Source organism: Stenotrophomonas sp. Pemsol, from assembly GCF_003586545.1.
Classification (GTDB): domain Bacteria; phylum Pseudomonadota; class Gammaproteobacteria; order Xanthomonadales; family Xanthomonadaceae; genus Stenotrophomonas; species Stenotrophomonas sepilia.
On record NZ_CP025780.1, the window covers coordinates 475,917 to 502,914 of the forward strand.

Genomic DNA, 26,998 nt, shown 5'->3' on the forward strand with positions numbered 1-26,998 from the left:
GCAGGACCGTTGGCGCCATGGATGGCGCCATCGAGCCCCCATGGATGGGTTTACGGCGTGTCCTGCCAACCCACACCACCCCAGCCAACAAGCAAAACTCCCAGAGCCGGCTGTTGCCGTTGCTCTGGCTTCGGCAGGTGTAGGGCCGCAGGCCCTGCCGACCCACCCTAATCTTCGACCGGGAAATCCTCGATCGGCTTCAGCACATCGTAGTGCTCGCGATGCAGCTTGCCCTTCAGCTTCGGCAGCTCCGGCAACGGTGCGTCCACCCGCGTGTCCGGCAACCGGTCCAGCAGGTTGCGCACCAGCGTCAGCCGCCCCAGCCGCTGGTCGTTGAAGTCCACCAGCGTCCACGGCGCCGCCTCGCGATGCGTCGCGCGCAGCATCGCCTCGCGTGCCTCGGTGTACGCGCTGTACTTGCTGCGCGATTTCAGGTCGACCGGTGAGAGCTTCCAGCCCTTCAGCGGATCGAGATGGCGTTCGGCGAAGCGCTTTTCCTGTTGCTCCTGGTCCACGCACAACCAGTACTTGAACAGCAGGATGCCGTCGTCCACCAGCAGCTGTTCGAACACCGGCGCCTGGCGCAGGAACTGCTGGTATTCGGTTTCGCTGCAATAACCCATCACCCGTTCAACACCGGCACGGTTGTACCAGCTGCGGTCCATCAGCACGATCTCGCCGGCGGCGGGAAGATGCGCGGCGTAACGCTGGAAGTACCACTGCGTGGCTTCACGGTCGGTGGGCTTGGGCAGCGCCACCACCCGGCATTGGCGCGGGTTGAGATGCTGGCTGATGGCCTGGATCGCGCCGCCCTTGCCAGCTGTATCGCGGCCTTCGAACAGCACCAGCAGGCGTTGCCCGCTGTACTGCACCCAGCGCGCCATTGCGGTCAGTTCCAGCTGCAGCGGCAGCAGCAGTTCGTCGTAGTCCTTGCGCTTGAGCTTGGCCATCGTCACACCACGCGGGGAGGAAGCCGGAGCGTAGCGCACGGGTTGCTCAGGGGGTGTCGACGCCCTGCCAGCCCTGCTCGCCCGCCAGCGTCTGCAGCAGGGCGGAAAGGTCATGGGCAAAACCGGCCATGTCGAACACACCACTGTCTTCGCGTGCCTGCGCCAGTTCGGCACGCAACGCTGCCAGCGCCACCGGGTCGTTGCCCAGCGCGCTGGCGGTGGCGATGAACGCCGCATCGTCGGCAACGTTCATCCGCGAAAGACCCAGATGATGGTTGAGGCTGCCGGCCACGCGCGCGGCGAAGGTATCGCCCGGGCAGGTCAGTACCGGGCAGCCGGCCCACAGCGCATCGGAGGCGGTGGTGTGCGCGTTGTACGGATGGGTGTCGAGGAACAGGTCGGCCAGGTGATAGCGGGCCAGGTACTGCGGATGCGGCAGCTTGGCCATGAACACCAGCCGCGCCGGATCCAGGCCGGCGGCCTGCGCGGCCGCACGCAGGCGCGCATCGGCCTTGCCGGGCCCGGACAGCAGCCACAGCACGCTGTCGGGCACGGCCTGCAGCACTGCGAAGGCGCGGCCCATGCTGCGCGGGTTGAGCTTGTAGCTGTTGTTGAAGCAGCAGAACACCACGCCGTGTTCGGGCAGGCCGCACTCCGCGCGGGACGGTGCCGGCTCCAGTACGCGGGTGTTGTCCGAGGGCTGGAAGGCACGTGGCAGGCGCAGGACGCGTTCGCTGAAGTGACGTTCCAGCGATGCCGGCAGCACGAATTCGTCGGCGACCACGGCATCCAGCCAGCGCGCACCCGATGTGCCGGGGTAGGCCAGCCAGTTCAGCTGCAACGGGGCCGGGCGCATGGCCAGCACTTCGGGCGTGCCGCCGCCCCCCCAGCCGCGCAGGTCGAACAGCAGGTCGATGCCCTGTGCACGTATGCGGGCCGCGATATCGGCATGCCGCAGTGCGGCCACCTCATGCAGCCGGGTGGCGGCCTGCAGGCGTTCGCGGATGCGGCTGCCATCGGCGCGGTTCAGCGCGAACAGGTGCAGCTGCAGCGCCGGGTCATGGCGCAGGTGTTCGAGCAGGGCCACGGTCAGCAGCCCGGTGGGATGCGCGCCGAAGCCATTGGAGAGGAAGCCGACGCGCAACGCGCCGTGCTCGCGAACCTTCACTGCAGGAAGGGGGCGCACCGCCGACGCAACGACCGCCGCGCGTGCGCGCGCACAGGCCAACTGCTCCGCAGCGCTTACGTCTTCACTGAGGAAGGCGAAAGGTTCCACTGCACCCTGCCCGGAAGCGAGCGCGGCACGTACCTGCGCACCCAGCGTGTCCACGTCCTGCCAGTCACACAGGCGGCGCTGCCAGGCCAGGCGCTGGGCCGCGATGTAGGGTTCGCCCGGCATCAGCGCGTGCGCGCGCCGATAGGCCGCTGCCGCGCCTTCGGCATCATCGGCATCTTCCAGCGCATGGCCCAGCCACAGCGCGATGCCCGGGTGCTGCGGGGCCAATGCCGAGGCCTGGCCGAGCAGCTTCGCCGCGTCGGCGTGCGCGCCGGCCATCCACGCCACGCGCCCCAGCCGCGCCAGCGCTTCGGGGTGGTTCGGGCGCAGTTGCAGGGCGTGTCGTGCGGCCTGCTCGCCGGCAGCGATGTCGCCGGCTTCCAGTTCCAGGTCGGCCAGCATCACCCAGGCGACGAAGTCGCCGGGCTGGCGTGCGATCGCCTGCTGCAGGTGCTGCCGCTGCTGCCAGGCCGTCATCGTGCTCAGCCCGCCGACAGCTGGGCCAGGGCGTCGACCTGGTGTTCGTGGCTGAGCCGCTGCAGCAGCGGGTCGAGGTCACCGGCCAGGATGTTGGGCAGGTCGTACAACGTCAGGCCTTCCACGCGGTGGTCGGTGATCCGGCCCTGCGGGAAGTTGTAGGTGCGGATGCGCTGGCTGCGATCGCCGCTGCCGACCTGCAGGCGCCGCGATTCGGCCTGTGCCGCGTCCTGGCGCTGGCGCTCGGCATCGAGCAGCTGCGCCTTCAGGCGCTTCATCGCCTTGTCGCGGTTGGCGTGCTGGCTGCGCTCGGTCTGGCACTCCACCACCACGCCGGTTGGCACATGGGTGATGCGGATCGCGGACTCAGTCTTGTTGACGTGCTGACCACCGGCGCCGGACGAGCGGAACGTATCCACCTTCAGGTCGGCCGGATTGATGACGATGTCATCGACTTCGTCGGCCTCGGGAATGATCGCCACGGTCGCCGCCGAGGTATGGATGCGGCCCTGCGATTCGGTGGCCGGCACGCGCTGCACGCGGTGCGTGCCCGATTCGAACTTCAGGCGCGAGAACGCTCCCCGGCCGACCACACGTGCCACCACTTCCTTGTAGCCGCCATGCTCGCCGGGGTTGTCCGATTCGATCTCGACCTTCCAGCCCTGGCGCTCGGCATAGCGGGCGTACATGCGGAACAGGTCGCCGGCGAAGATCGCGGCTTCGTCGCCGCCGGTGCCGGCGCGTACTTCCAGGAACAGGTTGCCTTCGTCGCGCGGGTCACGCGGCACCAGCAGCAGCGCAAGCTCCTGCTCCAGTTCCTGCAGGCGCGCCTGCGCGGCGGCGATTTCCTCGTCGGCCAGCTCGCGCAGGTCGGGGTCGGCGCGCATGCCTTCGGCGGCGGCCAGGTCGGCCTTGGCACGGGCTTCATCGGCCAGTGCAGTGGCGACCGGTTCAAGTTGGGCGAATTCGCGCGAAAGGTCGCGGAAACGGGTGTTGTCGGCGACCACGTCGGGTTCGGCGAGCAGGCGTTCCAGTTCTTCGCGGCGCTCGGCCAGCGCTTCCAGCTTACGGCGCAGGGTCGGCGTCATCGGGTCTCACGGGTGGGTGGCGGTAGCCCGGCGTGGCCGGGAACAGGCGCTCGGCGGCGCGGGTCAGGTCGGCATCGCCACTCAGCGCGGCGGCGCGCAGTGCGGCGGTCGGCGGATGCAGCAGGCGATTGGTCAGGCCGTGGGCCAGCAGCTCCAGCACTTCGTCGGCGGGCTTGCCGTTGGCCAGCTGCTGGCGTGCGCGCTCCAGCAACTCGGCGCGGGTGGCCTCGCCGAACGCACGCAGCTGCCGCAAAGGCGCCTGATGGGCACTGGCCAGCTGGGTCTCGACGTAACGCGATACCTGCAGGTCGATGATCGCCTCGGCTTCGGCGGCGGCCTCGCGGCGGCCACGACGGTTGTCTTCCACCGCGCGTTCCAGATCATCGACGGTGTAGAGGAAGGCATCGTTGAGCGTGCCGACCTCGGCTTCGATGTCGCGCGGAACGGCCAGGTCGAACAGCAGCATCGGCTTGTGCCGGCGTGCACGCAGGGCCTTGGCCACCATCTCGCGATGGATCACCGGCTCGCGCGCGGCGGTGGCCGAGAACACCACGTCGGCCTCGCCCAGGTGGCGGTCCAGTTCGGTCAGCGGCAGGGCCACGCCGCCATGGCGGCTGGCCAGTTCCTGCGCGTGGGCCAGGGTGCGGTTGGCGATCAGCAGCCGCCGCACCTTGCCTTCGCTCAGGTGCCGTGCAGCCAGCTCGATGGTCTCGCCGGCCCCGACCAGCAGCACGGTGGAGTCGTCCAGCCGGGCGAACGCGTTCTGCGCCAGGCGCACCGCGGCCGACGCCACCGATACCGGGTTGGCACCGACCTGGGTATCGGTGCGCGCCCGCTTGGCCACCGAGAAGGTCTGCTGGAACAGGCGGTCCAGGCGCTGGCCGAGCAGGCCATGGTCGCGCGCGGTCGACCAGGCGTCCTTCACCTGGCCGAGGATCTGCGGTTCGCCCAGCACCATCGAGTCCAGCCCGGTGGCGACCCGGAACAGGTGGCGCACGGCCTCGGCATCGGCATGCTGGTACAGATAGCCCTGCAGGTCGCCGGCCTGGCTGCGCAGCCACTGGTCCAGCGCCTGTGCCGAGTCGGCCACGGCGTACAGCTCGGTGCGGTTGCAGGTGGACAGCAGGACCGCCTCGGCGATCTGCGGGGTATCGCGCAGCGAGCCCAGCGCACGCGGCAACGCCTCACCGGCGAAGGCCGCGCGCTCGCGCAGCTCCACCGGTGCGGTCTGGTGATTCAGTCCGAGCACCCACAGGGTCATTGTTCAGTTGCTTGCGATAAGCTGCTGGCCATTGGACGACATTTTAAGGCCCCGATGCCGACGATGCCCGCATTGATTCGCATCCCCAGTGTTCTGCTGCTGTCCCTGGCCTGCGCCCAGGCCCTGGCGGCGGTGCCGGCCAAGGTCCCCGTGCGGGCCGCGGCCACCGGGGAACTGGCGCTGGAGCCGGTGATGGCCGGTGAGTTCGCCCTGCAGGCCGGCAAGCTGGCCGAGGCCGCGCGCTGGTACCTGCAGGCCGCGCAGCAGACCGACGGCGACGCTGGCCTGGCCGAGCGCGCGACCCGTATCTCCATGCTTGCCAATGATGACGCCAGCGCCGCCAGGGGCCTGGCCCTGTGGCAGCAGCGCGCCCCGCGTTCGTTGACCATGCGCAGCGCCGCCGGTGCGCTGGCCATGCGCCAGGGCGATGTGAAGGCCGCCCGCACTGAACTGCAGGCGCTGCTGGCCGACCCCGACGAGCGCGGCTGGAAGTTCGCCCTGGCCGCGCTGATCGGCGGTGGCCGCGACCCGGCGGTGCCGGCGCAGGTGCTCGGCGAGCTGGTCGATGCCAATGCGATTCCGCCGAAGATCGAGGCCTGGCAGGAGTTCGGCCGCCTCGCCCTGCGCATGGACAAGCCCGACCTGGCGCGGCGCATGATCGATGAAGTGGTCAGGCGCTTCCCCGAAGAACCGCGCGTAGCGTTGCTGCGTGCCAGCCAGCTGCAGCAGGCCGGCGAGACCGACAAGGCCTTGTCGCTGCTGCACGACGTCGAGCCGAAGACACGGCAGGACCCCGAGCTGCGCAATGCGGTGGCCATCGCCTACGACAGCCTGGGGCAACCGGCTGCGGCCGAGCGCGTACTGGCATTCGGCCCGCAGGATGTGCAGACCTGGGGCATGCGCGCTTCACTGTTGGCCAAGCAGGGCGACAAGGCGGCGCTGTCCAACCTCTACAACGAACTGTCGCGGCAGGCGGCCAAGCCGGACCCCGCGCAGCGCCTGTTGCTGGGCAAGATCGCCGAATACCTGAAGCGCTATCCCGAGGCGGTGCAGTGGTACCACAGTGTGCCCGGCGGTGATGAGCTGAGCGAGGCGCGCCTGCGTGCGGCCAACGCCCAGGCCCTGGCCGGACGGCTGCCGCAGGCACTGGATGAGGTGCACGCGATCCAGTCCGACGCGGTGGTCGATGATGATGTGCGCCGTGACGCGTATCTGCTGGAGGCCGAGCTGCGCCAGCGCGGCAATGACAGTGCTGGCGAACTGGATGCGCTGGCCCGCGGCCTGGCCGCCTACCCGGATGACAATGGCCTGCTGTACGCCCGCGCGCTCACCTGGGAGCGTCGTGACGATATTCCGCGCGCCGAGGCCGACCTGCGCAAGATCCTGGTGACCGACCCGGAAAACGTGCCGGCCCTGAATGCCTTGGGCTACACCCTGGCTGACCGTACCGGGCGCCTGCAGGAGGCGCTGGAGCTGATCGACCGCGCCCGCGTCGCCGAGCCGGACAACGCCGCCATCGTCGACAGCTATGGCTGGGTGCTGTATCGCCTGGGCCGCAAGGACGAAGCGCTGGTGCAGCTGCGCCGGGCCTGGACCCTGGCCAAGGACCCGGAGATCGCCGCCCATGTCGGCGAGGTGCTGTGGGTGCTGGGCAAGCATGACGAGGCCCGCCACTTCTTCGACGAAGCGGCCAAGCTCGACCCTGAAAACCGCGCGCTGCTGCGCGCCCGCGAGAAATTCAATCCATGAGTGTTTCCCTGATCCGGCCGCTGCTGTTGGCGGCTGCGACCCTGGCGGTGACCGCCTGTACCAGCGTGGGCACGCAGAAGACCCCGCCACCGGCGGTGGTCGAGACGGTCTCGGCCGAAGCGGCGCAGGCCGAAGCGGCGCGCGTGGCCGCCCTGCATGCACAGCCGGACTGGGCCTTCCAGGGCCGGGTCGCGGTCAGCAAGGGCAAGGACGGCGGCAGCGGTCGCATCGACTGGAAGCAGCAAGGCCGCCGCTACGTGGTGGAGTTGAGCGCGCCGGTGACCCGGCAGAGCTGGAAGCTGACCGGTGACACCCATTCCGAAGCTGGCCGCCTGGAAGGACTGGCAGGCGGTCCGCGCGACGGCGAGGACGCCCAGCAGCTGTTGCTGGAAGCGACCGGCTGGGACATTCCGGTCAACCAGTTGCCGGAGTGGATCCGTGGCCTGGTGGCCGGCGACGCCGCCGGCCCCGAGACGGTCGAACGCGACGGCGAAGGCCGGCCCCGCCGCATGCAGCAGATGGGCTGGCAGGTACAGTACCTGGACTGGTACCCGGCCGACGCCGGACGGCCGGCGCTGCCGCGCCGGATCGAGGCCAGCAACGGTGACGCCAAGGTGCGCCTGCTGGTGGACGAGTGGGGGCAGGGCACGCCATGAGCGGGGCAGTCGACGACGCGGGCTGGTCCTGGTGGCCGGCCCCGGCCAAGCTGAACCTGTTCCTGCACATTACCGGCCGCCGGGCCGACGGCTACCACGAACTGCAGACCGTGTTCCGCCTGCTGGACTGGGGGGACCGCATCGGCCTGCGCCTGCGTGAAGACGGCCAGGTGCGCCGGCAGGGCGAGGGCCTGGCCGGCGTGGCCGAGGCCGATGATCTGGCGGTGCGCGCCGCGCGTCTGCTCCAGGAAGCGGCGAAGGTTGCGCAAGGTGCTGACATCATCGTCGAAAAGCACGTTCCTGCCGGTGGTGGATTTGGCGGCGGTTCGTCCGACGCGGCCACCGTACTGGTGGTACTGAACCGGCTCTGGCATGCCGGCCTGGATGAAGATGCCCTGGCCGCGCTGGGCCTGCGCCTGGGCGCCGACGTGCCGGTGTTCGTGCGCGGCCGCAACGCCTGGGCCGAAGGGGTGGGCGAGCGCCTGCAGCCGATCACGCTGGCGCCGGCCTGGTATGTGGTGGTTGAACCGGGCGTTCATGTTCCCACGCCGGCCCTGTTTGCAGACCCGGATTTGACGCGCGACAGCCCAGTGGCGAAAATAGAGGACTTCGCTTCCGGGACCCTGGTCGGGAACGCGTTCGAACCGGTGCTGCGCCGCCGTGAGCCTGCCGTCGAGGCAGCGCTTGCCGCGTTGAGCGACATCGGCACGGCGCGGCTGACCGGTTCGGGAAGTGGTTGTTTCGTCGAATTCGCGTCGCAGTCTGCTGCAGAGCAGGGACGGTCGAAATTGCCGAAGGAGTTGCGGGCAAGGGTGGCAGCGGGCGTTGCGCGTTCGCCACTGCTGGATGCACTCGAGCAACACTGATTTATCAATGCAGGGGCGTCGCCAAGAGGCCCAAGGCACCAGGTTTTGATCCTGGCATTCGTAGGTTCGAATCCTACCGCCCCTGCCAATAGCGGCTGTGTCCGCGCCTTCCAGCGCATCGCCCGCGCGGGACGTGGAAACAACCGCGGTGTTGTCAGCAGCAAGGGTCCATCCGGGTCCTTGCCGCCCCCGGATCCCCGCCACTCGTCCCCGCCCGAGACAATCATGATGCAAGAGTCCCCGAACCTGCTGGTCTTTTCCGGCAACGCCAACAAACGTCTGGCGCAGAACATCTGCAAGGAACTGGGGGTTCGCCCGGGCAAGGCGCTGGTCTCGCACTTCTCCGATGGTGAAGTGCAGGTGGAGATCGAAGAGAACGTCCGCAAGCAGGACGTGTTCGTGATCCAGCCGACCTGCGCGCCGAGCGCGGAAAACCTGATGGAACTGCTGGTGCTGATCGACGCGCTCAAGCGCGCATCGGTGGCCAGCGTGACCGCCGTGGTGCCGTACTTCGGCTACTCGCGCCAGGATCGCCGCATGCGCTCCTCGCGCGTGCCGATCACCGCCAAGCTGGCGGCCAAGATGTTCAGCACCGCGGGCGCTGATCGCGTGCTGACCGTCGACCTGCACGCCGACCAGATCCAGGGCTTCTTCGATATTCCGGTGGACAACGTGTATGCGTCCCCGCTGCTGCTGGCCGACATCTGGCGCGCCTACGGCACCGAGAACCTGATCGTCGTCTCGCCGGACGTGGGCGGCGTGGTCCGCGCCCGTGCGGTGGCCAAGCGCCTGGATGACGCCGACCTGGCGATCATCGACAAGCGCCGCCCGCGCGCCAACGTCTCCACCGTGATGAACATCATCGGCGACGTCGAAGGCAAGACCTGCGTCATGGTCGATGACATCGTCGATACCGCCGGCACTCTGTGCGCCGCTGCCGCTGCCCTGAAGGCGCGCGGTGCGCTCAAGGTCGCCGCCTACTGCACCCACGCGGTGCTGTCGGGCCCGGCGGTGGACAACATCACCAATTCCCAGCTCGACGAACTGGTGGTGACCGACACCATCCCGCTGAAGGACGCCGCGCGGGTGTGCAGCAAGATCCGCCAGCTGAGCGTGGCGGAAATGCTGGCCGAAACGATGCGCCGCATCGCCTTCGGCGAGTCGGTCAGCTCGCTGTACGTGGACTGAGTTTTTCGTCCCTGCCGGCAACGGCGGGGACATACCCCGGGTGCTTCTGGTCGCGGAAGCATCTTCAACCGCCAAGCCGCAAGGCGAGGCAACAACCTGAGTAGTCGAAAATGTCGAAGACCCATGAAATCAAGGTCACCAAGCGTGAACTGCAGCGTAAGGGTGCGAGCCGCCGCCTGCGTCACGCTGGTGTGATCCCGGCCATCGTGTACGGCGGCAACGCCGAGCCGGTCGCCATCAGCCTGGACCACAACGAAATCTGGCTGGCCCAGCAGAACGAGTGGTTCTATGCCTCGATCCTGGACCTGAACCTGGACGGCCAGGTGCAGAAGGTCCTGCTGCGTGACATGCAGCGCCACCCGTACAAGCAGCTGATCATGCACCTGGACTTCCAGCGCGTGAACGAGAACGAAGCCCTGACCGCTTCGGTCCCGCTGCACTTCGTCAACGAAGACACCTCGCCGGCTGGCAAGGCTGCCGACGTCGTGGTCACCCACGAACTGAAGGAAGTGACCATCACCTGCCTGCCGAAGGACCTGCCGGAGTCGATCGAAGTCGACCTGGGCGAGCTGAAGGCCGGTGACGTGGTGTACCTGTCCGACATCAAGCTGCCGAAGGGCGTGGAAATCCCGGCGCTGGCGCTGGGCAAGGACCACGACGACGCCATCGTCACCGCCAAGGCCGGCAAGGCCGACGCGGCTGACGAAGAAGCGGCTGCCGCCGAGTAATACCGTTACGGTGCCTGCCTCCGGGCAGGCACCGTACTGGAAGGAACCATGGCAGGACTGCGACTGATCGTCGGTCTGGGCAACCCCGGATCTGAACACGCCCGGACCCGGCACAATGCCGGGTTTCATTTCGTTGAGGCCCTGGCGGAAAAAGCCGGTGCGCGATGGAATGTGGACAGCAAGCTGTTCGGCGAGACCGCCAAGGTCGAGATCGCCGGGCAGACGGTGTGGCTGCTCAAGCCCGCCACCTTCATGAACCTCAGCGGCAAGTCGGTCACCGCCGCCCAGCGGTTCTGGAAGATCGAGCCGGAGGAAACCCTGCTGGCCCACGACGAACTGGACCTGCCGCCCGGCGCGGCACGGCTGAAGTTCGACGGTGGCCACGGCGGCCAGAACGGCCTGCGCGACACCATCCGCCTGCTCGGCCACGGCAAGTTCCATCGCCTGCGCGTGGGCATCGGCCATCCCGGCCACAAGGACCGCGTGGTGGGTTGGGTGCTGGGGCGCCCGTCGAAGGACGACGACGTGCTGATTGCACGCGCCATCGATGATGCGATCGACGTGATGCCGCTGGCGGTGCAGGGCGATTTCAACGAAGCGATGAAGCGGCTGCACACCCCGAAGTAAACCGCTTTGGGTAGGTGCCAACCTTCCCGATTCCGGTGGGTGCCAACCTTGGTTGGCACACAATGATCGACACCGAGATGGATTGGCCAAGCAGCGCGCGCGCTGTTTCACCAATCACTTTCACCCCAGAGAGCTGTCACCCATGGGTATCAAATGCGGCATCGTCGGCCTGCCCAACGTCGGCAAGTCGACCCTGTTCAATGCGCTGACCAAGGCGGGTATCGCCGCGGCGAACTTCCCGTTCTGCACCATCGAGCCGAATGTCGGCATCGTGCCGGTACCGGATCCGCGCCTGAACGAGCTGGCGGGCATCATCAACCCGCAGAAGGTCATCCCGACCGCAGTCGAGTTCGTCGACATCGCCGGCCTGGTAGCCGGCGCCGCCAGCGGTGAAGGCCTGGGCAACAAGTTCCTGGCACACATCCGCGAAGTCGATGCGATCACTCACGTGGTGCGCTGCTTCGAGCACGGCGACATCGTGCACGTGGCCGGCAAGGTCGATCCGATCTCGGACATCGAAACCATCGATACCGAACTGGCGCTGGCCGACCTGGACAGCGTCGAGAAGGCACTGAACCGTGCCGAGCGTGCGGCCAAGGGCGGCGACAAGGATGCAGCGGCGCGCAAGCCGGTGCTGGCCAAGCTGCAGGCGGCGCTGTCGGAGGGCAAGGCCGGCCGCTCGGCCGGCCTGGACGAGGAAGAGAAGGCGCTGGTGCGCGACCTGTTCCTGCTCACCCTGAAGCCGGTGATGTACATCGCCAACGTGCTGGAAGACGGTTTCGAGAACAACCCGCACCTGGAAGCCGTGCGCGCGCATGCCGCCGCAGAAGGCGCGCAGGTGGTACCGGTGTCGGCCGCGATCGAAGAAGAGCTGTCCCAGCTCGACGACGAGGACCGCGATACCTTCCTGGCCGACCTGGGCCTGAGCGAGCCGGGCTTGAACCGCGTGATCAACGCGGCCTACAGCCTGCTCGGCCTGCAGACCTACTTCACCGCTGGCGTGAAGGAAGTCCGTGCGTGGACCGTGCGCAAGGGCGCCACTGCCCCGCAGGCCGCCGCGGTCATCCACACCGACTTCGAGAAGGGCTTCATCCGCGCCGAAACCATCGCGTATGACGACTTCATCAAGTACAAGGGCGAAGCCGGCGCCAAGGAAGCAGGTCGCCTGCGCCTGGAAGGCAAGGAATACCGCGTGCAGGAAGGCGATATCCTGCACTTCCGCTTCAACGTCTGATCCGGCGGCAACGGATCGACCCCGGACGCCCCGCCCTGTGCGGGGCGTTCGCGTTTCCGGCGATGGACAAAAAATCACCACACTGCGAAACGCTTGCGGCGTGACGTTCGCCGGCACTTGTCCACAGCAAACTCCCATCGCTTTCCACGCCACATGTGGAAAACCGCACAGCTCCCCTGTAGAGCCGAGCCTACGCTCGGCTCAGGGGGTATCAGCAGAGCGTGGGCTCGGCTCTGCCAGGTTGCCTGTGCAATATGGACAAATTTTCACCACGCTTCGAAACGCCTGCGGTGCAATGCTCGCACCCACTTGTCCACACCAAATCCCAACCACTCTCCACGGCGGATGTGGAAAACCGCGCATGGGCGTGGACAAAAAAACGCCACTCCCTGAAACGCTTGGTGCGTGGAGCTCACCGCCACTTGTCCACACCAAACTCCCACCGCTTTCCACGCGGCATGTGGAAAAAGCGCCCGGCACTCCCTTGCCGGGCACTTCCCGCATCACCAGGTGTACGACACGCCCAGCTGGGCACCGACGTCGCGGAAGCCCATGCCGCCGCTCTGCCGGCTCAGTTCGCCCCAGCCGCGCCAGCCGCCGGACAGATCCACCTGTACACCGGCCTTGGCCTCGTAGATGTCGCGCGGCAACTGCCGCTGCAGCCGTTCACCGTCCATCGCCAGGCCCGCGCCATTGCCGCCGGACCACCAGTTCACTGCCACGTACGGATGCACCTGGCCCTGCGCCGCGCTCAACCCACGGCTGTACAGGCGCAGGCCGAGGCGGGTGCTGGTCTCGTCACCACTGCGGTCTTCGACCACCGTGCCGTTGGCCTCGACCACGCGGTCGCTGTCATAGCGGCTGTGCACTACCTGCAGTTGCGGTTGCAGGTAGATGCCGCGCTGCGCGGTGCGCCGCAGGGGCAGCACATAGCCAGCTTCGGCCGATGCACTCCAGTTGCGGGCGTCATAACGTTCCTTCTGCAGTCCATCGCCCTGCACGCTGTTGCGGAAGCGGCCGTACTGCAGCCAACCATCCACATAGGCGCCGCCTTGCATGCGTGCATCCTGCAGCCAGGTGGCATAGGCACCCACACTGGTGCCGGTGACCACGCCACGCGCGGTGTAGCCGGTCACCTGCGAGCGGCTGTCATTGCGCGCGCGGCCGTGGCCGAGCATCGCACCTGCCTGCAGTTCGCCCGCGCCGCCCACCTCGAAGCGACGGCCGACGCCGACCAGCACGCTGCTGATCTGCCCATCGACCTGGACCTGGCGGTTGCGGTCGTGGCTGTCGGGCTGCGCGCTGCGAAGGTGCATCCAGGCCACGGCATCGCTGCTGGCGCCGGCCTCGGCGGCGGGGTCACCGGCGCGGTCGTGCAGGCTGTGCCGGAACATGCCCAGCGCGGCGTTGCGGTTGGCCAGGTAAGCCGCCGGTTCCGGGCGTTCCACCTGCGGGCGCGGCGGGTCGATCGGCGGTTCCGGCGGCAACGGCGGGTCGACCGGCGGTTCCGGCGGTGACGGCGGGTCGACCGGCGGCTCCGGCGGCTGCGGCGGATCAATCGGCGGTTCCGGCGGCTCCGGCGGATCGACGGGTGGCACGTATTCCGAACGCAGGTACCAGTTGCCATCATCCGGGGTCGACACGCCGCCCTTGAACAGGAAGTAGTCGTAGGCACCGGCGACCGCGCGTCCCTGCAGGCTGAACTGTGCATCGGACTGGCCGCCAACGGTGATCAGGCGGATACCCTCCTGCGTCAGTGCACCGGCACCGCCGGCATTGCGCACGCTCACGCTGGCAGTGCCGCTGCTGTTGCCATTGATGACCAGCTGGTCGCCCAGCGAAGTGTCGTCACCCAGTGCACGGTTGAAGATCCACTGGCCCCCGTTGCCCACATAGTCGCCGCTGACAGTGACGGTCTTGAAGCCGCTTGCCCCCGGGGTATCGAAGGCGATGGTGCCGGCGTGTTCGAGCGCGCCGACGCTGGAACTGGCACGCACGTTCCACTGGCTGCTGCCATCCAGCGCAAGGTGTGCGACCTGGTAGCCGGAGTCGTTGCGCAGAGCACCGCTGAACGTGGTGCCGTTGCCCAGCACCATGCGTACGTCAGCCGTTGCGCTGTCGACCACCACGTCACCGCGCAGCGTGCTGGCGTCGGCGCTGAAGTCGATGCGGCTGGTCGCCACGCTGCTGCCATCGGTGAACACCGTGTCGCTGACGCGCAGCAGGCGCCCGCTGCCGTCGCCTGCGGTCACATCGCTGCCATTGACGGTCAACGCATGGTTGCTGCCCTGCAGCCAGAACGCGGCGCCGCTGGCGGTCTCGATGTGGCTGTCATTGAAGGTGGCGCGGTTCCAGTACGGGCCGAACGCGGTCAGGTAGGAGCGGTAGCCACCGCTGTTGCTGCCGGTCATGCGGATGTCCAGGCGATCGGCCTGGGTCAGCCGCGCGGTGTTCATGTGCACGATGCCGAACACGTTCTCGCCGTCGCCGCGGATCGCAACGGTGTCGAGCAGCGCGGTGGCGGTGGAGCCACCGATGAACACGCCGCCACCCCCGTTGCCGCGCACGTCGATCACGCTTCCGGTGGCTTCAATGCGGCTGGCGGTGCTGCCGGTGGAACCGGTCACGCGTACGCCATAGGTCGCATCGCCGTGCGTGGTGATCCGGCCGCCCTGCACGGTGGCGACACCGCCAGCGATCTCGACACCGTAGCCGTAGGTGTCGGTCCAGGTGTCGATGGTGCTGTCGGTCAGCTGCAGGCGCGACTCATCGCTGGCCAGCCAGAATCCGGAGTAGCCATCACGCACATCGAACGCGGCGTCGCGGGCGGTCAGCTGCCCCCAGCTGTTGATGTTCACGCCATAGCCGCCGACGGTGTAGAAGCTGCCGCCGTTGATCACTGCGCTGGAATAGGTCTTGCTGATGCGGCTGCCGAGCAGGCGCATGCTGCCACCCACCGAGTGCGCTTCCACGTTCTCCAGCAGCACGCTGCCACCACTGTCGATATCGAACCAGCCGCCTTCCATGTAGGTGTCATACAGCTCGGCGCGGCTGCCCGCGCCATCGACGGCAACGCCGGCGAGGATGCCACCGGGAGCGAGGGTGATGCGGCTGTTGCGGATCGTCAGCAGGCCCGCGCTGTCGGCGCGCAGGCGGGCACCACCGTCGGCGCTCATCTGCAGATCGGCCAGGTGCAGTTCACTGCCCTTGCCGGACGCACCGGCCAGCGCCGCACCGGTACCTGTCACTGAAAGACGGCCCCCGGTGTAACGGATCACGCCACCGTTGTAGGCCTGCACGCTGCCGAATCCGCTGCCGTTGCGCGTGGCATCGATATCGACATCGCGCGCATCGATCACGCTGCCGGCACCATTGGCATACAGTGTGTAGAAGCCCACGCCGGTAGCGGGTGCGATCGACAGGGTGGCACCGCGCAGCTGCACCTGGCCGCCACTGGCAGCAGACACGGCGCTGCCATTACCGGTCACGTTGATGCGGCTGCCATCGATCAGTGCGCTGCTGCCAGCGCCGGTGACGGTCAGTGCGAAGCTGCCCGCGCCATGGGTGAGGACATCATCGGCACCCAGCTGCAGGTTGTTGCCGTCGCTGACCTGCAGGGGCCCGGTCAGATCGGCGGCGTGGACCGGCAGTGCCGCCCACAGGGCGGTTGCCAGCAGGCTGGGAAGGAGGGGAGCAGGCGCGAGGCGCGCGCGCCCGGACGCTCGGCGGCGCCGAGTGGGGGAGGCGTACATGCTGTTGGACTTCCTGTGGCAGGGCGCAGCAGGGCTGCGCGGACTGGCGCGGCAGGGCCGCGTCGCTGCGGAAGCCACACGCGATAGCAGCTGCAGGCGCCATCGGGCTTCCGTCCCCCACGGCGACGCGGTTGCTGCCGGCAGGCGCACCATGGCGGGATGCGTCCAGCCTAGAAATCGGCACTGTCCTATGGAATCAGGCGTTTCCTAAAGCCGTCGCAGGCCCTCGTACGGGGCCCGCAGGATTCAGCCTGGAGTGGGCCTCAGGCGAACAACGAGGCCTGCAGGCAGTACTCGATCAGTGCCTGGTCACTGTCCACGCCGAGCTTGCGCATCGCACTGATCTTCTGCGTGCTGACCGTCTTGGCGCTGCGCTGCAGCTGGCGTGCGATGTCGCCCACGCTCATGCCGCCGGTAAACAGCCGGATCACTTCCAGTTCGCGCGGCGACAGGCGTGCACGGACCGCATCGGCATCGGCTGGTTCGCTCGCCGCGACCGGCAGCAGGCCCGGTGGCCGGTAGACGCGGTCGGCCAGCACCACGCGCAGGGCCTGTACCAGGCTGCCCAATCCATGGCTCTTGAGCACGACGCCGCCGGCGCCGGCGGCATACATCGCTGCAACCAACGACGGATTGGACACCATCGTCAGCACCAGCAGGCGCGTCTCCGGGAAGCTGCGGCGCAGGAACGAGATCAGCTTGATGCCGTCACCGAAGCGGTCGCCCCCCGGCATGCTGTAGTCGGTGATCACGACCTGTGGGCGGGTGCGGGTCATCAGTTCGATCAGCGTCGCCGGGTCGGCCGCCTCACCCACCACGTCCAGGTCCAGTTCCCCGGCCAATACGTCGCGGATGCCGGCAAGCACGATCGGGTGGTCGTCGGCGATGAGGATCCGTGTGGTCATGGCAGGGTCGGGTCGTCAGGTGGGGAAGGGGAGGCCGCATCAAGCAGCGGATGCAACAGCTGTTCGAGGCGTCGCTGGAAGTGGGCAAGCGACGCCGCCTGGGTGGTCAGGTCATCGCCGCTCGCAAGGCTGTGCTCGATCTGCAGGCCGCTGTCCACCAGGGCGGGTGCGCCCACGATGACCAGTGCGCCACGGATGCGATGCAGTACCTGCACCACGCGCGCGGGATCGGCGCTGGCAATCGACTGGCGCAGGCTGTCCAGGTCGGCCTGCATGGTCTGCACGAACAACGCCTGCATCCTCGCGGGAACCTGCAGCGGGAGATCATCATCGCCCGTATCGGTGGATTCCGGTGCTTGCGATGGCGCGGGAACCGTTGCGTCGCCCCGGGTTATCCCGATCAGCAGGCGTTGCAGCGCTTCCAGCGTGATCGGCTTGACCAGCACGCCCTGCATGCCCGATTCCTGGCAGCGCTGGCGTTCGGCCGGGTCGGCATTGGCGGTGGCGCCGTGGATCGGCACGCTGACACCGCGCGCCCGCAAGGCGCGCGCCAGGCCATAGCCATCCAGCCCGGGCATGTTCAGGTCGGTCAGCACCAGCGCGAACTCGTCCTGCTGCCAGTAGCCCAACGCTTCATTGCCGTCGCTGGCGACCACGGCGCGGCAGCCGAGCTGTTCCAGCTGGTCGCGCAGGATCGCCTGGTTGATCGGGTTGTCCTCGGCCACCAGCACCTGCAGGCCGAAACGGCGCGTCGCCGGCAGGCGCCCTTCGGCGCTGGCCGCCAGCGGCTGGCCACTGGCGGCAGCCAACGCGAGCACGATCGCGTCGAACCGGTGCAGGCCAACCTGCCAGGCGCCATCGATCTGCCGTGGCCGCACGCCGCCGTCGCGGCAGGCAACCGCACGCGGTCCATCCACCCACCCGGGCAACGCGTCGCCCAGGACCAGGTCGAGCAGCACGGTGGACGACGGCAAGCCCGCCGCGCTTTCATCGCGGTACACGCTGGCCAGTGCACCGCGCTGCTGCAGGCGGTCGCACAGTGATTGGACCAGCTCGCGCACACCACCCCGCACCTGTACCTGCAGGCCCGCAGGCAACTGCGGCGCAGGAGATTGCTGCGGATCGGCCGGCGCCGGGGGCAGCGGCAGTTCTACGCTGAAGCTGCTGCCCAGGCCGCTCTCGCTGACCACGCGCAGCTGGCCTTCCATCAACGCCACAAGATGCGCGCAGATGGAAAGGCCCAGGCCGGTGCCGCGCATCGCATCGGTGCCCGGGTTGGCCTGGAAGAACGGCTCGAACAGGTGTGCCTGGTGCTCGCTGGCAATGCCGATGCCGGTATCGGCGACCTGCCACTGCAGCCAGCAGCGCTGCTCTTGCCAGCGTGCCGAGACGCGCACCACCACGCGTCCGCTGTCAGTGAACTTCAGCGCGTTGCTGATCAGGTTGTTGAGTATCTGGCGGATCCGTGCCGCATCACCGCACACCACGGACGGCACGTCGGCATCGATGCAGGCGTAGAACTGCAGCCCTTTGCTGGCGGCCGCGGCAGCATACGAGTCGAGCGCATCCTCGGTCAGATGCACTGGATCGAACGGGCTGGGTTCCAGGCTCAGTTGCCCGGCCTCGGCCTTGCTGACATCGAGGATGTCGCTGATCAGTTGCATCAGCGTCGAGGACGAACGCTGGATCGTCCCCAGGTAGTCCCGCTGACGCGCATCCAGTGGCGTGAGTCCGAGCAGTTCGAGGGTGCCGAGCACGCCGTACAGCGGCGTGCGGATCTCGTGGCTCATGGTGGCCAGGAACTGGCTCTTGGCCCGGTTGGCCTGGTCGGCGGCACGGCGCGCCTGCTGCAGCACCTGCTCGGCTTCGTGCTGGCTGCTGAGATCGATGAACAGACACAGCACCGCCGGCTCGCCGCGATAGCGCGCCGGCGTCGCGGTCACCAGCAGGTGGCGGCCTTCGGGCGTGGTGTAGGCCAGCCCATCGCCGAGCGTGGTGCCTCCAGCGGACAGCACGCTGCGCCGCCAAGGGCCATGCCAGCCTCCGCTGTGGTGGTCTTCGCCCAGCCAGCGGCGGGCGAGGGTGTTGTCCAGCAGCACATTGCCATCGGTACGGTGCAGCAGGCACAGCCCGATCGGCGCGTTGTCCAGGATGGTGCGGCTGAAGGCTTCGCTTTCCAGCAGCCGCGCGTGGTTGCTGCGCAGCGGCTCGATGACCGAACGCCGATACGCGCGCAGCACCAGCGTGCCACCCAGTGCCAGCAGCAGGGCCACCACCGTCGCACCGAGCAGCGGCCCCTGCGGGTGCTGGAATACCTGCCGCCAGCTGACGTGGTAGACCGCCAGCCAGCCGCGCTCGCTGCGCATGCGGAACTGCAGGCCTCCCAGGCCTGCCTGCCAGGAGGTGCCAGCGTTGCTGGCATCTGCAGCATCGCCCAGCAGGCGCTGGCCATCGGCATCGAACAGCGACAGCCGTTGGAACACCGGAACACCCAGCACCTGCCGGTAGTCATCGACGCGTGCCGGATCGAGCAGGCACGCCAGCGCGGCCTGCGAATCCTTGCCGTCCTCCCCCCACAGGCGCGCATCCTGCGGAGCGTGGGCGATGGCGAGCAGCCAGGTCTGCCGGTCGCGCCACGGCACGCTTACCCAGGCGATGCCGCCGCGCTGCAGCGTGGGCCGCGTACCCAGTGCGCGGTGGATGTCGGCGATCGCCGGTCGCAGGTGATGCGGGCTGTTCTGGCTTGCATCGGTACCGACGGTCTGTACCGGTGCCAGCAGCCCGCGTGTGCCCTGGCCATCGACCAGCAGGCATTGCGGTGGTGGGTAGCGCGAAGCGGACCAGAACGTGCCGTAGAAGCGCAGGAACCGGTCGCCCAGCTCGGTCGGTGGCGAACGACCGGCCCCCTCGCTCCCGATCACCGCGAAGTTGGCATACAACGGACCGCGTTGCAGTTCCACGCTGGCATCGGCAACCGGCTGGCCTCGTACGCCGACATCATGCAGCCGCCACTGGCGCAGGAAGCGCTCCTGCTCGCGCAACGTGCCGTCCAGGCGGCGGAAGTGGTACTCGATCTTGCTGCGCTCTTCGTTCAACAGTTGCGAGCCGGCCGACAGCAGCAGTCCGGCCTGCAGGGTCGCCAGCACCACCACGCCGATCAACAGGGCATGGACGCGGAGCGAGCGGCGAGCGAGTCGGCGTACAGGAGCGGCCTCGGCCGGCATGGCAGGTCTCAGGGCATGGGGCGGACATCGGCACCGGTGGCGGCGCGAAGTCCGCCGCTACTGCATAGATAGGATCATCAATGCCGCTTGATGTTTTTGTGAAGCCGTCGTGGAATCCGCGTCAGCGCAGGGCGGCCCGCGGTCTTTCGTCCAGTTGCGGTGCTTCCTCGTCCAGCAAACGGTTGAATTCGTCCGACGGCAGCGCCTGCGAGATCAGGAACCCCTGCACCTGGCTGCACCCTAACTGCCGCAGTGCGGCCAGGTCGGCATCACTTTCCACGCCCTCAGCCACGATGATCAGGCCCAGCTGGTTGGCCAGTGCGATCACCGTCGACAGGGTCAGGTGCAGGGCCGGGTCACGGGCGCAGCCACTGACCAGCGCGCGGTCGATCTTGACCTCGGTGAAGGGGGTATTGACCAGGTTGTGGACCGAGCTCAGGCCCTGCCCGAAATCATCCTGGGCCAAGCCGAAGCCCTTCATGCGCAGCCGGCAGGCACCGGCATAGAAGTCGCTGACGTGCCGCGTGGTGCTGTTCTCCATCAGTTCGAAGCACAACTCGCCGGGCGTCCCGCCGTGGGCCAGGGTCAGCGCCAGCAGCTCATCGGGCAGGTCCGACTGCTCCAGCAGATGAGGCGGCAGGTTGATCGACACCGGTACCCGGAAGCCCTGCTTGCGCCAACGCGCCTGTGCGCTGATGCTGGCCTTGAGCATCATCCGCAGCAGGTCGCCCTCCAGCCCGTAGCGGCAGATCGCCGGCAGGAAGCTGCCGGCGGCCAGCGTGCCCAGCTGCGGGTGGCGCCAGCGCACCAGTGCTTCGGCCGCCACCACCCGTCCGGACTGCAGTGACTTCTTGGGTTGGAACCACGCCGTCAGGCTGCCATCGGCCATCGCCTGGCGCAGCTGCGACGCATCCGGTTCGGGGACTGCCGCTGCCGCGAGTGAGGGGGCCTTGTCGGTGGCCGGGCGCGCCTGCGCCAGCGCCTCGAACAGCGCGTCCACGTCGGCGGCCGCCACCGGCTTGGGCAGCAGGCCGATCACATCCAGCCCCAGCGATTCGGCCATCAGCCGTGCCGAGGTCATCATCCGCCGCGGGGCCGCGCTGACCACGGCAAGGCGCGGCGGGCGTGGTTGCGCCGCCAGTGCCTGGATGAACTGGATGCCGTCCTGCCCGGGCATCAGCAGGTCACTGACCACCAGGTCGTAGGGCTGGCAGGCACACAGTGCGATGGCGGCATCCACGTCTTCGCAGGCATCGACCTGGATACCGGCGCGGCTGCCGAACAGATTGGCCAGGAAACCACGCTGGAAGGGCTGGTCTTCCAGGATCAGGACGCGCTGGGTCATGCGGGGTCTCCTTGGCGCAGGGTGGTGAGCGCCTTGCGCAGGCGGGCGATGTCGACGGGTTTGCTGAGGTAGCCCTGCATGCCACTGGCCAGGCAGCGCTCGCGCTCTTCGGCGGTGGCATTGGCGGTGGCGCCGATCACCGGTACCGGGTTGCCGTCATCGCGCAGCTGGCGGGCCAGCGCGTGGCCGTCCATGCGCGGCATGTTGATGTCGGTCACCACCAGATCGAAGCACTGCTCGCGGCACCGCTGCAGCGCTTCCATGCCATCCTGTGCCAGCTCCACGTCGCAGCCGAGGGTGCGCAGCTGCTCGGCCAGGATCACCCGGTTGATCGGGTTGTCCTCGACGGCCAGCACGCGCAGGCCCAGAGGCATCGGTGGTGCCGTGCGCGTGGCCTCCGGCTGCGCCGCGCGCTGCTGCTGCACGCTGGCCAGCGCCTTGCCGATCGCGGTCATGCCGTGCAGGGTCACCACCAGGCTGCCGTCGGCGGCAGTGATCGGCTGGTCACCGCCCTCGATCGATGCCACCACGCGCGGGCCCGACCAGGCCAGCGGCATCCCGGCTTCGCCATCCATCAGGATCGCGCCGTCATGGTCCAGCAACGCCGGGTCACCAAGCAGGGGCTGCGCGTTGGCGCCCCAGCGACACAGCCAGCCACAGGCACTGTCGACCAGCTCGCGGTCGCGGCCGCGCACCAGGATCGGTGGTTCCGGCAGCAGTGTGGGGCCATCTTCGGCAGCGGCCAGCACCGGCAACGGCAGGCGGACGCTGAAGCTGCTGCCCAGCCCGGGTTCGCTCACCACCTGCAGCTCGCCGCTCATCAGGCGTACCAGGCGGTCGCTGATGGACAGGCCCAGGCCGGTGCCCTGCGCGCTGGCTGCGCCGCGGACCTGGCGGAACGGTTCGAACAACCGCGCCTGTTCCTCCGCAGCGATGCCCACGCCGGTATCGGTCACCTGCCATGCCAGCACGCTCGATTCAGCTTCGCGCTGCACCTGGCGCACGCGCAATACCACCCGGCCATGCTCGGTGAACTTGATCGCGTTGCTGAGCAGGTTGCCCAGCACCTGGCGGATGCGGTCGGCATCACCGAGCACCCGTGTCGGCAGGCGCGGATCGGTACAGACCAGGATCTGCAGGCCCTTGCAGGTGGCCGACGCGGCGAAGCTGCGCAGCACGCTCTCGGTCAGCTCGCGCGGCGAGAACGCCGTCGGCTCCAGGCTGAGCTGTCCTGACTCGATCTTGGAAACATCCAGCACATCGCTGATCAACTGCAGCAGGACCGACGAGGAACTCTCGATGGTGCGCAGGTACTGCGACTGCCGGGCGTCCAGCGAGGTGTGCCCCAGCAGCTCCAGCGTGCCCAGCACGCCATACAGCGGGGTGCGGATCTCATGGCTCATGGTGGCCAGGAACGCGCTCTTGGCCTGGTTGGCCGCATCGGCGGCCTGGCGTGCCGACGACAGTGCGGCCTGTGCCTGGCGGTGCCGGGAAATATCATGGAAGACGCATAGCAGCACGTCATCGCCCTGGTAGCGGCAGGCCGCGTGCAGCACTTGCAGCTGGCGCCCATCGCGGGCGGTGAATTCAAGTCCACGCCCGCGTTCGCCGGCATGTCCGCGCCATGGTGCCTGCCAGTCGCTGTGTTCGCCTTCTTCGCCGAGCCAGTCGCGCAGCAGCTGGTTGGAGAGCAGCAGCGCGCGGTCGCTGCGGCGCAGGACGCAGATGCCGACCGGCGCCATGTCGATCACCGTCGAACTGAAGTCCAGGTTCTCCAGCAGGCGGCGGTGCTGCTGCAGGGCCGGCTGGATCAGCTGGAGGTCAACGCGATGCCGTAGCAGGCGCAGCGCAACACCGGCCAGCAGCAGCAACAGCACGCAGACCAGCAGGGGCACGGCCAGGTCGCCCAGCAGCAGCGGCGGCGGCAGGTGGTAGACCAACCGCCAGCCGTCATTGCCGACACTTTTCACCAGCGCTACGCCGCGCGGCAGGCCACCGCTCCACAACGTGCCGAAGCTGTCGTCCTGGCGCTCCCGCAGGGTCTTCCAGCCCGCACCATCCAGCCGCGGTGCCTGGCTGGACAATGCAGGCTGCCCCGCACGGTCGAGCAGCGCGTAACCGCCAATGCCCTGGCCGTCGATCATGCTCGCCGCCGCCGCGCCATCGAGCAGCAGCACCAGCCACTGCGCCGGTTGGGGGCCCGCCTGTACCGGCTGCGCCAGCGCAACGCCACTGTCACCCGGCCGCAGCCAGTACACCGGGTCTGCACCCTGGAGGCTGCCGCTGCGTGCCTGCAGCGCACGCAGTGATGGCAGGTGCACCAGGTCGACGTCGACCTCGCCCCCGGCCAGCCAGTGCGCGCCGCGTGCATCGATCAGCAGCAGATGCGTCTGCAGTGCCTGCAGCGTGTGCTCGGCGCGCGCTGACAGCAGCAGCCGCTGGCCCGGCTGGCCACCGGGACCATCCAGCGGCAGCTGGCGCACGCCCTCGCTGTCTGCGGCCGGTGCATCCGGGTTGCCGGCCAGTACCGAATCCCCCAGGTAGCGCAGCAGGGCTTCGCGCTGGTCGAAATAGATCTGTGCCTTGTAGGCCGCTGCATTCATCTCGCGGCGATGGGTCGAGATGTCTTCGGTGAATGCCGTGAGCAGGTAGAACCCGGCCGCGGCGGCCAGGCAGATGAAGACGCAGACGGTCAGGCAGCGCAGCAACACCGACGCGGTGGTCGATGGCACGGCCTGCTGCAGCGAAGGGCGGGGAAAGCGGAACATGCAACGATGCTAGGGAGCGGCGCTGATGGCGCGGAATCAGCTGTTTCCTAAAATCCCCCGCTGGCCGGTCAGGCCGGAGCCTGCGCGTGGGTACCGTTCAGGCGGCGGAAAAGAGAACCCCCGCCGAAGCGGGGGTCTCCTGTATCGGCGCTGGCCAGGCACTTACAGTGCGCTGCCACCGAACTTGTGGGTGTACTGCAGGTTGATCGTGCGGCCGACGCTGTCGAACCAGGACACGTCGTAGTACGGGTAAGCGGTGTAGGTACGGTCCTTCGGCGGCATCTTGTTGAACACGTTGACCACCGACAGCGACAGGCGCGAGTGGTCGTCGACGCGGTACTGCAGCGAGGCGTTGTAGCGATAGGTCGCCTTCACGTACGGGCTGTCGCCGCTGTCCCAGTCGAACACCTGGTCGTAGCTGTCCGAGGTCGGCAGCTTGCCCAGGCGCGAGCCGTACACCGTTGCCGACCACGCATCCTTCTCCCAGGTCACGCTCAGGCTGGTCTTGGTGCGCGGAATGTCGAAGCCACTGTTGACCGCGAACTGGTCTTCGGTGCGGTCGCCGGGGTAGCGCTGGAAATCATGCTTCTTCACCCAGGTGTGCGTGCCGTTGAAGATGAAATCGCCGATGCCCGTCTGCAGGCGATAACGCAGGCCGGCGTCGATGCCGGAGGTGGATTCGCGGGCGACGTTGATCGGCTCCACGCGCACGCCATACAGGCGTCCGTCGTTGCTGCGGGTGATGCGGGCGAGCGCGTCCACGCAGGTCGGCGAATTGATGTCGGCGCTGCCCAGGCGGCAGTTTGCTTCGTTGGCCAGGAGCGTGCGCACGTCCATGTCCTGCACCTGGTTGCGCATATCGATGTCAAACCAGTCCACCGACAGGTCCAGGCCGATCGCCGGTGACCAGACGAAGCCGGCGCTCCACGAGGTGCTGGTTTCCGGGTCGAGCTGGCGGTTGCCTGTGCGGCTGCGGATCAGGTTGCGCTCGTAATCGGAACAGTCGCTGGCCTCCTCGAGGCGGCAGGTGTACAGATCCTCGGCGCTGGTCTCGTCGTTGCCCGGTCCGGCAAACACATAGTGCAGGTCCGGTGCACGGAATGCGGTGCCGTAGGAGCCGCGCACCAGCAGGGTATCGATCGGGCGCCATTCCAGGCCGCCGCTCCAGGTCGCCTTGCCGATGCTGTGTCCGGAATAGCGGTACTGGTCGTAGCGGCCCGCCACGCTCAGGTTGACCGTGTCGTGCAGCGGCATGCGCAGCTCCGCAGCCGTCGCCCAGCGGTTGCGCGAACCCTTGCCGTCCGAATCCTTCCAGCTGTAGTAGTAGTACCCGGTCGCCAGCGGATCGGGGTTCAGAGAATAGGCCTGCTGGCCCACTTCCACGGTCGCGGCAAACCCGGCATCGCCACCGGGCAGTGCGAACAGTGCTGCGTTGGTCAGGGTGAAGGCGGCGGTTTCCGTGCGCGACTTCGGAGTGTAGGTGGTACGCGCGGCGATCGAGTCGTACTCGGCGCGGGTCAGTGGACGGTACAGGCGTGACGGATCGGCGTTGTAGACCGGGAAACCGTCGTCATCCACGCCCAGCTGCGGGCCGAGGAACAGGTCATTGGCCTTGGCGGCAATGATCTGTGCCCAGCTGATGCGCGACTGGTACTGCGAATGGCTCAACGCCGCTTCGTAATCCCAGTTGCCAATCAGGTTGCCCTTGAAGCCGGTGGTCACGCTGAAGGTCTTCTGAGTGCTGCGCACCATGGCGTTGCGCAGGCCGCCCATTTCCTCGGGCGAGAACTGGCGCTGCCAGAACTCGATCTCGCCAGTGGCTTCGTTGTTGAAGTAGCCCGACTCATCACCGTTGGCATCCATGCGGCCCCACTGGGTGACGTCGCGCATCAGCGACATCGTGTGGTAGCCGAGCTGCACGTCGGCGAACCACTGCTGGCCATTGTCGAAGTCGTAGCTCAGCGACGCGTAGCCGTTGGCGCCGCGGCGCTTGCTGAGGATGGTGCCGTAGCCGATCGAGCTGTCGCTGCCGCAGTAGTAGCCGTACTTCGGGCGGTAGGCACGATAGGTGCTGCCCTGGTTCTGGCCGGACAGCACTTCGCAGGTGGCGGCGCCCGGGTCCAGGTAGTCATCGTTGTAGTCGGTGCGCAGATAGGCACGGCGCGCGATGCGCGAACCCTCGGTGGGGCCATCCCGGGTCGAGTCCTGGATGTCACGGTCATAGGCCCACAGCGGGGTCTGCGACTGCAGCTCGACGCTGTACACGGCGTTGAAGTTGCCACGGCTGAAACCGCTGGCCAGGCTCATGTCGAACGACTCGCCGCCGCCTTCGCTGGTGGTGCCCATGCGCATGTCGATCGTGGTGCCGTCGGCCTTCTTCTTCAGGATGAAGTTGACCACGCCGGCGATCGCGTCCGAGCCGTAGATGGCCGAGGCGCTGCCGGTCAGTACTTCGATGCGCTCGATCATGCCCAGCGGGATGTTGGAGACATCGGTGAAGTTGCTGCGGCCCTTGAACGGCATCGGGAAATCGGCAATACGCCGACCATTGACCAGCACCAGCGTGTGGTTCGGGCCCAGGCCGCGCAGGTCCACCTGCTGGGCGCCCGGCGAGAAGTCGGCGCCACTGGAAGACTGCTGGCTCTGCGTCTCACCGCCGTTCTGGGTCATTGCACGCAGCACGTCCGGCACGCTGGTGAAGCCACTGGAGCGGATCTGCTCGGCATTGATCACCGTGATCGGAGCGGGGCCTTCCACCTGGGCGCGCGGAATGCGCGAGCCGGTGACCTGCACCGCGTCCAGTTGTTGCACCGAAGAGGAAGCCGGTGCCTGGGCCGCCGCGGAAGCAGCCACGCCCATCAACGCCAGCTGGATCGACCACGCCATCGCCTGTCTACGCATGAG

At 68.0% G+C, this 26,998-nt stretch carries 17 protein-coding genes and 1 tRNA gene; 8 read left to right on the forward strand and 10 right to left on the reverse strand.

Annotated features, from left to right (window positions below; translation table 11 throughout):
- Positions 1-167: 167 nt before the first annotated feature.
- From ppk2 to hemA, 4 genes are read right to left on the reverse strand one after another with little or no spacing between them, the layout of a single operon-like run.
- Positions 168-950 carry a polyphosphate kinase 2 gene (ppk2, locus tag PEM_RS02130; protein ID WP_005415392.1) on the reverse strand — a complete coding sequence of 261 codons (783 nt, stop codon included), beginning with the start codon at positions 948-950 and terminating at the stop codon, positions 168-170.
- A 46-nt stretch (positions 951-996) separates the two neighbouring features.
- Positions 997-2,703 (reverse strand): tetratricopeptide repeat protein, encoded by a 1,707-nt coding sequence (locus tag PEM_RS02135; protein WP_119706060.1) that lies wholly within the window; start codon positions 2,701-2,703, stop codon positions 997-999.
- Positions 2,704-2,708: 5 nt separating this feature from the next.
- The gene (prfA, locus tag PEM_RS02140; protein WP_014036080.1) at positions 2,709-3,791 is read right to left on the reverse strand and encodes a peptide chain release factor 1; all 1,083 of its coding nucleotides are present in this window, start codon (positions 3,789-3,791) and stop codon (positions 2,709-2,711) included.
- Positions 3,769-5,052: a glutamyl-tRNA reductase gene (gene hemA, locus PEM_RS02145; RefSeq protein ID WP_111128846.1), complete on the reverse strand. Its 1,284-nt coding sequence runs from the start codon at positions 5,050-5,052 to the stop codon at positions 3,769-3,771. Before hemA ends, prfA begins: the two co-directional genes overlap by 23 nt.
- Positions 5,053-5,115: 63 nt before the next feature.
- Between hemA and PEM_RS02150 the strand changes: the two genes are divergently transcribed.
- The 8 genes from PEM_RS02150 (at position 5,116) to ychF (ending at position 12,100) form a co-directional block, all read left to right on the forward strand.
- The gene (locus tag PEM_RS02150) at positions 5,116-6,801 is read left to right on the forward strand and encodes a tetratricopeptide repeat protein (protein WP_181453495.1); all 1,686 of its coding nucleotides are present in this window, start codon (positions 5,116-5,118) and stop codon (positions 6,799-6,801) included.
- Positions 6,798-7,457: a lipoprotein insertase outer membrane protein LolB gene (lolB, locus tag PEM_RS02155; protein ID WP_065178968.1), complete on the forward strand. Its 660-nt coding sequence runs from the start codon at positions 6,798-6,800 to the stop codon at positions 7,455-7,457. Before PEM_RS02150 ends, lolB begins: the two co-directional genes overlap by 4 nt.
- A complete protein-coding gene (ispE, locus tag PEM_RS02160) occupies positions 7,454-8,323 on the forward strand; it encodes a 4-(cytidine 5'-diphospho)-2-C-methyl-D-erythritol kinase (protein WP_065196902.1) in 870 nt (289 codons plus the stop codon). The genes lolB and ispE overlap by 4 nt, the downstream gene beginning before the upstream one ends.
- 11 nt (positions 8,324-8,334) lie before the next feature.
- A tRNA-Gln gene (locus PEM_RS02165) sits at positions 8,335-8,411 on the forward strand.
- A gap of 140 nt (positions 8,412-8,551) precedes the next feature.
- Positions 8,552-9,511, forward strand: coding sequence for a ribose-phosphate diphosphokinase (locus tag PEM_RS02170; protein ID WP_005415400.1), 960 nt, complete (start codon positions 8,552-8,554; stop codon positions 9,509-9,511).
- A 110-nt stretch (positions 9,512-9,621) separates the two neighbouring features.
- Positions 9,622-10,239, forward strand: a complete 618-nt coding sequence (locus PEM_RS02175; protein ID WP_005415401.1) for a 50S ribosomal protein L25/general stress protein Ctc — start codon at positions 9,622-9,624, stop codon at positions 10,237-10,239.
- 48 nt (positions 10,240-10,287) lie between these two features.
- Positions 10,288-10,866, forward strand: a complete 579-nt coding sequence (gene pth / locus PEM_RS02180; protein WP_065178965.1) for an aminoacyl-tRNA hydrolase — start codon at positions 10,288-10,290, stop codon at positions 10,864-10,866.
- Positions 10,867-11,008: 142 nt separating this feature from the next.
- Positions 11,009-12,100, forward strand: coding sequence for a redox-regulated ATPase YchF (gene ychF / locus PEM_RS02185; RefSeq protein WP_005415403.1), 1,092 nt, complete (start codon positions 11,009-11,011; stop codon positions 12,098-12,100).
- A 503-nt stretch (positions 12,101-12,603) separates the two neighbouring features.
- Here ychF and PEM_RS02190 read toward each other — a convergent pair.
- The 6 genes from PEM_RS02190 to PEM_RS02215 all read right to left on the reverse strand — a co-directional run bounded on the left by PEM_RS02190 (position 12,604) and on the right by PEM_RS02215 (position 26,995).
- On the reverse strand, positions 12,604-15,852 hold the full coding sequence (locus tag PEM_RS02190; RefSeq protein WP_111128842.1) for an autotransporter outer membrane beta-barrel domain-containing protein: 3,249 nt from the start codon (positions 15,850-15,852) through the stop codon (positions 12,604-12,606).
- A 263-nt stretch (positions 15,853-16,115) separates the two neighbouring features.
- The gene (locus PEM_RS02195) at positions 16,116-16,757 is read right to left on the reverse strand and encodes a response regulator (RefSeq protein ID WP_049416983.1); all 642 of its coding nucleotides are present in this window, start codon (positions 16,755-16,757) and stop codon (positions 16,116-16,118) included.
- Positions 16,754-19,981, reverse strand: coding sequence for a hybrid sensor histidine kinase/response regulator (locus PEM_RS02200; RefSeq protein ID WP_065186357.1), 3,228 nt, complete (start codon positions 19,979-19,981; stop codon positions 16,754-16,756). The genes PEM_RS02195 and PEM_RS02200 overlap by 4 nt, the downstream gene beginning before the upstream one ends.
- Before the next feature lie 121 nt (positions 19,982-20,102).
- Complete coding sequence (locus PEM_RS02205; protein WP_065186358.1) at positions 20,103-21,326, reverse strand: EAL domain-containing response regulator; 1,224 nt, start codon at positions 21,324-21,326, stop codon at positions 20,103-20,105.
- Complete coding sequence (locus PEM_RS02210) at positions 21,323-24,094, reverse strand: response regulator (RefSeq protein ID WP_065186359.1); 2,772 nt, start codon at positions 24,092-24,094, stop codon at positions 21,323-21,325. Before PEM_RS02210 ends, PEM_RS02205 begins: the two co-directional genes overlap by 4 nt.
- Before the next feature lie 162 nt (positions 24,095-24,256).
- Positions 24,257-26,995: a TonB-dependent receptor gene (locus PEM_RS02215; protein ID WP_111128838.1), complete on the reverse strand. Its 2,739-nt coding sequence runs from the start codon at positions 26,993-26,995 to the stop codon at positions 24,257-24,259.
- Positions 26,996-26,998 lie beyond the last annotated feature (3 nt).

Bases quoted from the DNA above. Each gene is read 5' to 3' on its own strand.
- ppk2 (WP_005415392.1), bottom strand. From the start codon at position 950: ATGGCCAAGCTCAAGCGCAAGGACTACGACGAACTGCTGCTGCCGCTG.
- PEM_RS02135 (WP_119706060.1), bottom strand. From the start codon at position 2,703: ATGACGGCCTGGCAGCAGCGGCAGCACCTGCAGCAGGCGATCGCACGC.
- prfA (WP_014036080.1), bottom strand. From the start codon at position 3,791: ATGACGCCGACCCTGCGCCGTAAGCTGGAAGCGCTGGCCGAGCGCCGC.
- hemA (WP_111128846.1), bottom strand. From the start codon at position 5,052: ATGACCCTGTGGGTGCTCGGACTGAATCACCAGACCGCACCGGTGGAG.
- PEM_RS02150 (WP_181453495.1), top strand. From the start codon at position 5,116: ATGCCCGCATTGATTCGCATCCCCAGTGTTCTGCTGCTGTCCCTGGCC.
- lolB (WP_065178968.1), top strand. From the start codon at position 6,798: ATGAGTGTTTCCCTGATCCGGCCGCTGCTGTTGGCGGCTGCGACCCTG.
- ispE (WP_065196902.1), top strand. From the start codon at position 7,454: ATGAGCGGGGCAGTCGACGACGCGGGCTGGTCCTGGTGGCCGGCCCCG.
- PEM_RS02170 (WP_005415400.1), top strand. From the start codon at position 8,552: ATGCAAGAGTCCCCGAACCTGCTGGTCTTTTCCGGCAACGCCAACAAA.
- PEM_RS02175 (WP_005415401.1), top strand. From the start codon at position 9,622: ATGTCGAAGACCCATGAAATCAAGGTCACCAAGCGTGAACTGCAGCGT.
- pth (WP_065178965.1), top strand. From the start codon at position 10,288: ATGGCAGGACTGCGACTGATCGTCGGTCTGGGCAACCCCGGATCTGAA.
- ychF (WP_005415403.1), top strand. From the start codon at position 11,009: ATGGGTATCAAATGCGGCATCGTCGGCCTGCCCAACGTCGGCAAGTCG.
- PEM_RS02190 (WP_111128842.1), bottom strand. From the start codon at position 15,852: ATGTACGCCTCCCCCACTCGGCGCCGCCGAGCGTCCGGGCGCGCGCGC.
- PEM_RS02195 (WP_049416983.1), bottom strand. From the start codon at position 16,757: ATGACCACACGGATCCTCATCGCCGACGACCACCCGATCGTGCTTGCC.
- PEM_RS02200 (WP_065186357.1), bottom strand. From the start codon at position 19,981: ATGCCGGCCGAGGCCGCTCCTGTACGCCGACTCGCTCGCCGCTCGCTC.
- PEM_RS02205 (WP_065186358.1), bottom strand. From the start codon at position 21,326: ATGACCCAGCGCGTCCTGATCCTGGAAGACCAGCCCTTCCAGCGTGGT.
- PEM_RS02210 (WP_065186359.1), bottom strand. From the start codon at position 24,094: ATGTTCCGCTTTCCCCGCCCTTCGCTGCAGCAGGCCGTGCCATCGACC.
- PEM_RS02215 (WP_111128838.1), bottom strand. From the start codon at position 26,995: ATGCGTAGACAGGCGATGGCGTGGTCGATCCAGCTGGCGTTGATGGGC.